Consider the following 8,798-nt stretch of genomic DNA (forward strand, 5'->3'; position numbering starts at 1 on the left):
GGTCTTCCTTCCGGGGATTTCAGCGGGAGCGGGAGGGCTTGGCGGTCGTGCCGGCGGGGGAACACGGGTCGCGGGGCGGTTGGTCGTTGCTCAGCGCCAAGGGGTTCTCGACGTAGAACTCCTCGGCGACCAGGTGCGCGCCGGGCCGCTTCGCAATGTCATGGGGGTTCATTCGGCAGCGTCCATCCGTGCGAGCAGGGAGCGCACCAGGGTGGGCAGGCTGTCGGGGCCCTGTCCGATGCAGACATGGTCGGTTGCCTCGCCGAGGACGTACGCGGCGTCTTCGAGGAGGCCGCTGGAGATCTCCATGCAGGCGTCGGTGATCCGGGAGGCGGCGAGCAGGGACCGAGAGAGCACCTCGACGTAGTCGCCGGGGCTGAGGTCGGCAGCCTTGGCGGCCGTGCGGATGGCGGCCAACTCCAGCGCGCTGAACGCGAAGTCGATCTCGTCGTCCTGGTCCGTTGGCGACGCGACGAAGGCCGGGTCCGGCGGCTCGGCGGGGATGCTGACGCGCGTGCAGATTTGGTCCACGGAGGCGGTCAGCTCGGCGAGGGACTCGGTGAGCCAGCCGAGCGCGGAAGCGTAGGACGCCAGGGTGAACAGACCGGCGGGGGTGGAAGGCAGCGGCTCCTCGACGACGAACTCTTCGAGACGGTCGTTCAGTTCGCGGACCACTCGGGGACCGGCGGACAGCGCGCCGAGGACGGGATGCAGGTAGGAGCGGCCGGCGGAGGTGGGGTACTCGGTCGTCAGGACCTCCGAGACGCTCCGCGCTGCGTCGGTGAGCAGCCCGGCCAGTTCGGTGCGGTCGAGGGACGCACGGGCGGCGGTCATCGCATGGAGGCCTTTCGGGCGGCGGCCGGGGCGGCGGGGCTGGCTGCCGCCGGTGCGGTGGCCGGGAGGGACGCGGTCGGGTCGATCGCGTGGGGGGATCGGGACCGGGCCGCCTGGACTCGGGCCTCGGCCGCCGCGTCGGTGACCTCGTGCCGGTTGAGGCCGGTGCGGTTGGTGCGGAGCTGGGCCGTGCGGTAGACCGCGTAGTCCTCCCGGGCACCGGCCGCGACGAGGTAGATCTCGCGCTTGTGGGTCGAGGTGGGCGGGGCCGGGCGGAACTGGATGACCATCCGGTAGGAGACGGCCGGGTCGACGTAGACCTTGTGGAAGCCAGCGAGGCGGCCGGTCAGCGGCAGGCAGTCGTCGCTGCCGTGGACCAGGTTCTGCAGTTCCAGCAGCGCCAGGTCGCGGATCTCGTCGGGGAGTTGGCGCAGGTCCGCGATGGCGTCCGGGTGGGCGGCGAAGGCGAAGCGGGCGCGGCTCACATCGGCCTCCGGGGGGTCGGGCGCTGCCCCGTTCCTGCCGACGGCGCGTTGCCCGTGTCGAGGCTGGCTTTCGGGATCGCGGAGGCACCCGATGATCGGGTGAGGGCGGCGCGGGTCAGCCGGGTGGCGGCCTCACCTCGGTAGTCCGGAGGCTGCGGCAGCGGACTGCCGCGGTCTTCCAGCCAGTGGCGGGCGGCGGCCTCGTCGGCGAAGGCGCCCTCGCGCATCGTGTACGTGTGGGCGTCGGGGGTCCCCTCTTCGAGGAAGACACGAATCGGTGCCTGAGCGGCGCTGGAGTCACGGGTCAACGTCCAGGTCTCGGACGGGGCGTAGTCCGAGGTCCAGCTGTCGAGGACCTTGTAACGAGAGCCTGACTCCCGGATCTGCCGGTCGACCCAGAGGGTGAGATCGTCGGCGGGCTTCAGGAAGTCCCCTTTGGCCTGGGCGATCCGCTCGGGCGGGCAGCCACGCTCGATCAGCCAGTTCTGGGCGAACGGCAGGCTGGCGTGGTTCGCGGTCTCGAAGGTGAACGTGCGCTCGCGTAGGTCCCGCGTGATCTTGATGGCAACGAGCGCCGGATCACCGGGGACGCCCCAGGTCATCGACCTGTCGTGGGCGACGAGGTAGCTGTGCGTCCCCTCCGGGGTGGTGTGGTGCTCGGTCAGCACGGTCAGGTCTCCGGCCCAGACGCTGCTCTCGGCGAGTTCGGAGGCGGCGTCGGCAGGCTCGAAGTCAGCGAGGCGGAAGTCGGGTTCGGCGATCACTGGGTGGCTCCCGTCAGCTCGGGCGCCGGGGTGGCCAGCACGCGGTGGTTGGGCCGGGTCGGGCTCGTCGTGCATGCGGCGAAGGGGCCGTCGGGGGCCCGGAGATGAACCAGGGCCTGGTCGAGGTGGTCGCGGTGCCACGTCGAGGGACCGGAAAGGCCGGCCTCGGCGTCGGTGAGCTGCTGCCACGCGAGCCAGAGCGCGTGCAGCCGGGCAACGGCCTCGGGGTGCTCGTGCCACTGGTCGCACCACGGTCGGGTAGTGCTGATCTCCCGTCCGTAGACGGGAAGGAACAGGTAGTTCACCCAGTCGCTGAGAGCGGCCAGCTCGACGGCGTACGCCTCGCCGCCCAGGGCGAGGATGAACACCGAGGCCGGGGCAGCGGCCTTGTCGGCGCCGGCAGCGCCTGCGGCGGAGGTGCCCGCAGTGGGCTGAGGGGTGGAGACGGGCTCGGAGCCGAGGCGGTCGAGGATGACGCCGTGCTGGCGTACCTCCGCCATGGTCTTGGCGAGGGTGCTGGCGAGATCGTCGAGGTCGCCGTCGGGAACACGGAACGGCTCGGGCTCGGGGGTGGCCTTGCTGGGGTCGGACATGGCGGATCCAAGGGAGTGAGCGAGCAGGGCGGGGCGAAGTGCGGCGCGCTCTTCTGGAGGTCACGGCGGTGCTCCCTTCGCAGGTCGGCATGGGCAGGAGGATGCGGAGATTCCGCGATTTGGCGCGGCCGGGGAAACCGGGTAGTGGGGCGCTACGGCGCGGTGCAGCGGGGGCAGCCCCGGAAATGCGGTGCCAGCAACTGCACGGCTCGGGCAGCCTGTTGGGGGACGACGCCGTTGCCGAGCGCGGTGAGCTGAGCCGGTCGGCCGAGTCCCGGAGTGGCGGTCACCCAGCCGGGAGCCAGGCCCTGCATCCACTCCACGAAGTCGGCGCGCAGGCGTCCGGCAGCGTCGGTGGGCGCCGGCGCGGGGCGGGTGAGGTTCTCCCACCGGGCGATGGCGGAGGCGTACGCTCCCCATCGCCCGTCGGTACCTCCGCCTCCGGGGCTGCCTCCGCCCACAGTGGCAGGACCACCGCCGACAGGGGCGGGCGCCAGCCCTTGCCCGGACGGCGGCCCGGGGTGCCGGTGTCGCTCGCCCTCGGGGTGGGCAGCAGCGACGCTGCCGCGCTCGGCAGCGTCATGTCCCCGTTGCCGTGCCGCTGGTTCGGCGAGCCCTTGATCCCGTCCGATGCCTTCGGTGTGGGCAGCAGCCACTCCACCTCGTCGGCCAGGTTCGGGCCGTGGCCGCCGCTCTTCCTCTTCGACGGGTGCTGGGAGCCGCCGTTCTTGCCGATGTTGCTCGTCGGGGTCTTGAGCAGGGTGCCTGGCGGGCCAGGCGGTGAGGAAGGTGCGCTCGCGACGATGGGGGGCTCCGACGTCGGAGGCACGAAGCACGAGCCACCTCGCGTCGTACCGGAGATCGGCCAGGGAGCCGAGTACGGCACCAAGTGCCCGCAGAGGAGGCTGGGTTGGGTCGTCTCCCAGACACCACGGGCAGAATTCCACGTCGCCAGGGGAACCGGCGGGCGAGGTGAGGAGACCTCGGACATTCTCGATCACCACCAAGCAGGGGCGGAGGGCTTCGACCGCACGGGCGACGTGCAGCCACAGCCCCGAGCGGGTGTGGGGGTTGAGTCCGGCCCGGCGGCCGGCGACGGAGACGTCTTTGACAAGGGAAGCCGGCCGTCAGGACACACACCGGAGGCACATTGGCCCAGCTGACGGCGGTGATGTCCCCCAGATTGGGCACGCCGGGCCAGTGCCGGGCCAGGATGCGCGCGGCGTCGGGGTTGATCTCGGCGTGCCAGGCCACGGTGCCGCCGAGCGCGGCCTGGACCCCGAGGTCCAGACCGCCGTAACCCGAGCAGAGCGAGCCGATCAACGGCATGCGCGAGGTGGTGGTTTCCATGTCACCGGCCACGTGTGATGCGGTCCGCGAGGGCCGCCACCGTCGCGGTGACGTTGGGCGGCGGGGGCCCCGGAGAATGCGCGGTGGTCGCGGACCGGCTGCGGGCGGCCTGGAGCCGTGTGGACGGGGGAGAGACCGTTGCCGATGCGGCGTGCAGGGAGTTGGCCCCGTCGTGCAGTTCCGCGCAGGCGGTTGCGAGTGCTTCCTCCATCACCCGTACTGCTGCCTCCCGGGCATCCCTGGCGTCGGGCTGGTCGCGCAGACTCTCGGTCTGGTTCAGGAAGGCGAGCTGGTGGGCCACCGCTCCCAGGGCGGAAGCCGCTTCGCTCGCGGGCTCTACGGCGGCGGCGAAGTTGGTGATCACCCGAGCGGTGTGGGGCGCCTGGTCCTTGTCGGCGGCACGGAAGAGGACCGCGTCGCCCAGATCGGTGACCAGCTTTCCGAGCTCGGAGATCTGGCGTGCAACGGCGACGACATCGGGTGATCGGTGGGGGTCTCCCGGCACCGGCAGTTTGCCGCGCTGGGCGTCGAAGGCGGAGGCCGTGGCGCGCAGGGCCAAGGCGTCGGTGAGCGGGGTGTTGTCCACGGGGCGTTCCAGAGGTGGGGACAGTCGGTGGGCTGGGTTCGTGGGCGAGGACGGTTCAGCCGTGGGCGCGTGAGGGCGGCCGTGGGGCTGATGGCGTGGAGGCAGGGCCTGGGCATTCCGAGGGCCGTGCAGCCGGTGGTGTGCTACGGGCGAGGGCGGCGTGGACCCGGGCCGTCGGCGGCCCCTCGGTCGGCGGCACGGCGGGTGGCGGAGCGGGGTGGCCGTTCGCGGTCTGCCAGCGGGTGCGCACTTCGTCGAGTGGCCCAAGGGCGTGCAGAGCGTGATTGATGAGCCTCCCGGGGGCCAGGGCCTCGTTCTCAGCCAGGGCTCGGATGGCGCGGGCAGAGGCGGCGGCAGTACGGGCGACGGAGGAGCGCATGATCTGTCCGCCGAGCCACTCGGCACTGCCGGCGCCGACGCCGTCGCAGATGACGGTCAACTGTTCGACGGTCAGTGTTCCGTCGGCCAGCAGACCGCGTCGCTGGGCTTCCCACAGCGCGGTAATCCGGTCGATGGGCTCACCGCGGTGGTGCAGCGCTGCTAGGCAGCGGTAGATATGGCCGTGTGCGGGTTCGGCGAAGTCGCCTGGTCGCAGCCAGCCGACGACCTCGTCCATCGCCTTCGGCCGCTCGACCAGGACCGCCAGCAGGAACTGCTCGTCCTCGGCGACCTGCTCCGCTCGTCCCGGCGGCGGTGCGACGGGAGCTGTGGCGGGCGGTGTGGCCGGGGCGACTGGGCGGGGTTCGGGCCCCCAGCGGCGCGCGAGGTCACCGAGCACCTCGGCCAGGACGTCCGCATGGTGCAGCGCTCCTTCCACCTCGCCTTGGAGCGCGTCCGCGCGGGCTGCCTGGTGGAGGCGGATCGCGTGCTCGGTCACGGTGCGGTGGATCGCTCCCTCCAGCACCATCCGGCCGTACACGGGGGCGTGCTCGGGGCGCGGGCAGGCCGAGATCAGCGTGTGGGCGTATGCCGCGGTCAGCCCCCGGACGTGGTGGCTGGCCTCGTCGACCGCGTCGGTGACCCAGGACAGCGGCACCGCTCCCTTGGTTGCCACGGCGGGGTGGCCGTCGGTCCGGAGCTTACGCAGGGCGGCGAACAGCGCCTTGTGAAGAGGCCGGTAAAAGTGATGCGGCGCTAGCCACTCCAGGTGCGCGAGCTGATCGGGGTCGAGCAGCACCGAGCCGAGCACTGCCTGCTCGGCACTCAGCAGCGGGTTCATCGCTGCCACCCGGGGTGGGAAGCCGGCGGGACGTCCTGCTGCGAGCGGAGATCGGCGACGGTCTGGTCGGCGGCGGCCATCGCGGCGGCGAAGCGGTCCAGCTCACCGGTGTACGTCGGATCGGTGGCGAGGATCGAGCCGGAACCGGTGACCAGCCACCACTGGCCGCCGCGCCGGACAGCCGGTGACCGGGCGAGGCGTTCGGAGCGCGCCGGAGAGGAGGACGGAGTGCGTGAGGACACGAGGGGACTCCTGAATAGGTAGAGGGGAGGGTCACGCCGTGAGGTCGGCATCGGCCTGGACGGGGGCGCCGGAGCGGCAGGACCGGGGCGAGCAGCCGTCCGGATCGCCGTTCTCCAGTTCGGCGTCCGCGAGCGCGTCGAAGATGTCGCCCTGACGTCCGGACCACTCATGGGCGGTGACCCGGTCGATCGGTGCCTGGTCCAGAGACCGGCGATTGCGGTGCAGGTACGCGTTGGAGCGCTCATGCCGACAGCCCGAAATCGTCGCGGTCCAGGGACTTGGCGATGGCCCGCTTGGTGATGGCCTCCGTCGCGCGGGCCGAGGCCGGACCGACCACCTTGGCGGCGGGCTCCTTGTACCAGGGCCGCAGGTCGAGCATGGCCACCCGGATGCCGGTGGCGAGCAACAGGGCCCTGCCCTTGGGGAGCGCGCGGATCGCGTCAGGGGGCAGGATCCGCTCGGTGCGCATGCTCACCGAGGTGGACTTGCCGCCGTCGCTGGTCGACACCGACGTGGTCTGCACGTCGTGGTCGCCGACCTGCCTGCTCAGACGGTCGGCGAAGTCGGCGTCGTCGATGCCACTTCCGATGATCTTGATCGTGGCGGCGGACCAGAGCGCGTCCATGCCTGCCTCACCCCAGCACCGCTGGCCCTGCCGGTAGGACTGCAGGATCGTCATCGGGATCACGCCCCGTGAGCCCAGGTGGCTGTACAGGTCCGGGAGATCGGAGATCTTGCAGACGTTGGCGGCCTCGTCGAGGACGCACAGGGCGGGTGGGTCGAGCCGCCCGCCGGAGCGCTCGGCGACGACCACGGCCGCGCGCATCACCGCGTCGGCCGCCGCCGCGATGATCGCGGATGCCGAGCCGCCGCCGTCCTTGCTGAGCAGGTACAACGTGTCGCGGGAGGTGGCGAACGCGGAGGGCTTGAACTCGGGAAGGTGCTTGTCGGGTGTGACCCAGGCGGCGACGTCCGGGTCGAGCAGGCAGCTCGCGTACTGCCGCGCGGTCTCGTAGATGCCGTCCCGTGTTTCCGTGGCCCCGCTGACGGTGCCCTGGAGCTGGGCGGCGACCGCCTCGTGGCCGGCGTCGGTGAGCAGATCCACCGGCGTGCGGTCAGCGGGGGAGGCGAGCCAGGCGAGGACATCGGTGATCGGGCGCCGGTGGCTGGCGGCGGCCAGGAACAGCGCGCCCAGTGTGTTGCTCGCGGCGGTGGACCAGAAGTCGGCGCCGCTGGATTCGTCGACGCTGGCGGCGACGAAGTGCCCAGCAAGGCGTTTCGCCCCGGCCAGGTCGCGGGCGTCGGCCAGGATGTCCCACCACATCTCGCGCGGGTGGTGGGCGATCTGTTGTGGGTCGAGCGTCCAGATCGTGCCGACCTCGGCGCGGGCGTCTACTGTGGCGCTGAAGGCGTCGTTCGCCGCTTTGTTCGAGGTCAGCAGTACCGGGCCTGGAGCGGCGAGGATCGCGGGGATCGCCAGCCCGGACGTCTTGCCGGAACGCGGGGCCATGATCGCGACGATCACGTCCTCCCAGGAGGCGCGGACCTCGGCTCGCCCCGGGGAGTGCGTGCCGACGAGGATCCCGCGATCGGCGGGAGCGACCTCCTTCGGTTTGAGACCGGACAGGCTCGGCCGCAGGCTCTTCGCCTTGGCGGTGATCTCCTTGCCCATCAAAGGGGCGAGATCCTGCTTGCGAGCGAGGCCGTTCTTCGCACCGCGGCGCAGCCGCAGCCACACAACCAGGCCGGTGATGCTGAGGCAGACGGAGACCAGCCCGGGGACGAGCCGCGCGCCGACCAGCAGAGCTGTGGGGCTCAGACGCGGCCACAGCACGCCGGGGTGCAGCAGCGCGTCGGTGGCCTTGAACGGCGCCCAGGAGCCGGTGCCGACGAAAGCGTTGGTGAGGTTCCCGGTCAGCCAGGCGAGGGAGCCGAAGGCCATTGCGGCGCCGAGGACGCCGAACAGGAGGTAGAGAAGCGCGTCGGAGCCGGTGGTGGTCGAGGGTGCGCTGGTACGCGGGGCGGGCATGGCGGATCCAAGGAGGAAGAGCGGACAAGGCGAGGCGCGGCGCGCGGCACTCTTCTGCTGGTCATCGGGGCAGCTCCTGTTGAGGCAGGGGACGGCGGTTGGTGGTCAGGCCGAGGTCATCGGGTGCGTGGCGACCGGGGCGGTGGGGCGCTGGTGGGTGGGTTCGGATGTCGCGACGGCGGAAGGCGCGGTCCGCTGGATGGCGACGTGCAGGGAGGAAGCGCGGCGGCTCGCTGCCGGCCTGCATCCGGGTTCTCGACGGCGGACGGTTGGGTATCCGCGCCCACGTCGTCGCCGAAGACGTCGCTGAGCAGTTCGCTGGTCCGCAGTGCAGGCACCTCGTCGCGGTGCCTGGGGTCGGTGAGTTCCGCAGGGCTCGCGGCGATCACGCCCTCGGCGACCTCCAGCTCCTCTTGGACGTCCCGCAGCATGCGGGTGGCGGCGGCCAGCCGTGTCTATGTCTCGAAGGTCCGGTCTGACGGCGGATGCGCTGGCCGGCGCCTCGGACTGGACGAGCATCTCGATCGGGGCGCCGTGGCCGTCCCCCGCGATCAGGCGGGGGATGCCGTGCTCGCCCGGACCGTACAGATACGTGAGCAGACCGGCGGTGTGGCTGGCGAGTTGCAGGTGGGCAATCACGGCGTCTACCTCGAGGGGGAGTGGTGAACGGAAGCCCGGGTGATCGGGCCGTCAGG

At 71.7% G+C, this 8,798-nt stretch carries 10 protein-coding genes and 2 pseudogenes; all 12 read right to left on the reverse strand.

Translation table 11 applies throughout. The annotated features are described in order from the left end of the window. Positions 1-19 precede the first annotated feature (19 nt). Positions 20-172: a hypothetical protein gene (locus AC5WS8_RS36810; RefSeq protein WP_496107836.1), complete on the reverse strand. Its 153-nt coding sequence runs from the start codon at positions 170-172 to the stop codon at positions 20-22. Beyond that, complete coding sequence (locus tag AC5WS8_RS36815; protein WP_496107837.1) at positions 169-834, reverse strand: hypothetical protein; 666 nt, start codon at positions 832-834, stop codon at positions 169-171. The genes AC5WS8_RS36810 and AC5WS8_RS36815 overlap by 4 nt, the downstream gene beginning before the upstream one ends. Further along, entirely contained in the window at positions 831-1,319 is a 489-nt protein-coding gene (locus tag AC5WS8_RS36820) for a hypothetical protein (protein WP_496107838.1), read from the reverse strand. The genes AC5WS8_RS36815 and AC5WS8_RS36820 overlap by 4 nt, the downstream gene beginning before the upstream one ends. Next, positions 1,316-2,083, reverse strand: a complete 768-nt coding sequence (locus AC5WS8_RS36825; RefSeq protein WP_496107839.1) for a glycosyl hydrolase — start codon at positions 2,081-2,083, stop codon at positions 1,316-1,318. Before AC5WS8_RS36825 ends, AC5WS8_RS36820 begins: the two co-directional genes overlap by 4 nt. Next, a complete protein-coding gene (locus AC5WS8_RS36830; RefSeq protein ID WP_496107840.1) occupies positions 2,080-2,676 on the reverse strand; it encodes a DUF4913 domain-containing protein in 597 nt (198 codons plus the stop codon). The genes AC5WS8_RS36825 and AC5WS8_RS36830 overlap by 4 nt, the downstream gene beginning before the upstream one ends. A gap of 152 nt (positions 2,677-2,828) precedes the next feature. After that, the gene (locus AC5WS8_RS36835; protein WP_496107841.1) at positions 2,829-3,137 is read right to left on the reverse strand and encodes a hypothetical protein; all 309 of its coding nucleotides are present in this window, start codon (positions 3,135-3,137) and stop codon (positions 2,829-2,831) included. A gap of 318 nt (positions 3,138-3,455) precedes the next feature. After that, positions 3,456-3,728, reverse strand: a pseudogene (locus AC5WS8_RS36840) (DNA cytosine methyltransferase); the annotation flags it as partial. Between the two features lie 115 nt (positions 3,729-3,843). After that, a pseudogene (locus tag AC5WS8_RS36845) lies at positions 3,844-4,026 on the reverse strand (hypothetical protein); the annotation flags it as partial. Between the two features lies 1 nt (position 4,027). Further along, positions 4,028-4,612: a hypothetical protein gene (locus AC5WS8_RS36850; protein ID WP_496107842.1), complete on the reverse strand. Its 585-nt coding sequence runs from the start codon at positions 4,610-4,612 to the stop codon at positions 4,028-4,030. Between the two features lie 55 nt (positions 4,613-4,667). Then, the gene (locus AC5WS8_RS36855) at positions 4,668-5,831 is read right to left on the reverse strand and encodes a DnaB-like helicase N-terminal domain-containing protein (protein WP_496107843.1); all 1,164 of its coding nucleotides are present in this window, start codon (positions 5,829-5,831) and stop codon (positions 4,668-4,670) included. Next, positions 5,828-6,073, reverse strand: a complete 246-nt coding sequence (locus AC5WS8_RS36860; protein WP_496107844.1) for a hypothetical protein — start codon at positions 6,071-6,073, stop codon at positions 5,828-5,830. Before AC5WS8_RS36860 ends, AC5WS8_RS36855 begins: the two co-directional genes overlap by 4 nt. Positions 6,074-6,315: 242 nt before the next feature. Next, positions 6,316-8,103: a type IV secretory system conjugative DNA transfer family protein gene (locus AC5WS8_RS36865; protein WP_496107845.1), complete on the reverse strand. Its 1,788-nt coding sequence runs from the start codon at positions 8,101-8,103 to the stop codon at positions 6,316-6,318. Positions 8,104-8,798 lie beyond the last annotated feature (695 nt).

The organism is Streptomyces sp. PTL18, from assembly GCF_059510295.1.